Annotated in this window: 1 protein-coding gene; it reads right to left on the minus strand. The window is 56.0% G+C overall.

The window, feature by feature from the left end; genetic code table 11:
* Positions 1–16: 16 nt before the first annotated feature.
* On the minus strand, positions 17–411 hold a 395-nt coding region (locus tag WG899_RS22310), incomplete at its 5' end, for a transposase (RefSeq protein ID WP_339597831.1).

Below are 411 nucleotides of genomic sequence, written 5' to 3' on the forward strand. Positions count from 1 at the left end.
AAGACACCGTTATGCGTCAAGCTGTTTGCGCATTCATTTTTGTCGGATCGAACGGCCGCTTGGACTTGAGCACGCCGTAAATGATGGCCAGCAACTTGTGCATGCAAGCCACCACAATGACCTTGCCCGGTTTGTTCTGGGCTTTGAGCCGATTCCAGAACGCAGCGATCAAGGGGTTGTAGCGACCAGCCACCAGTGCCGGGAAGTACAGAGCTCGCTTGAGCTCACGATGGCCCATGGGATGCGTTCCCTTGGTTTGGTTTAAGGAACTGCCGGACTGGCGGATAGCTGGCGTTAGGCTGGCATAGGCGATCAAGGCCTTGACCGTTTTGAAGCGCTCTGGCCGCCCAATGTAGGCGAGCAGTTGCGGGATGGTCCGATCTCCTAGACCAGGAATCGTCTCCAATAGCA

The organism is Paucibacter hankyongi, assembly GCF_037482915.1.
Taxonomy (GTDB): Bacteria; Pseudomonadota; Gammaproteobacteria; order Burkholderiales; family Burkholderiaceae_C; genus Paucibacter_A; species Paucibacter_A hankyongi.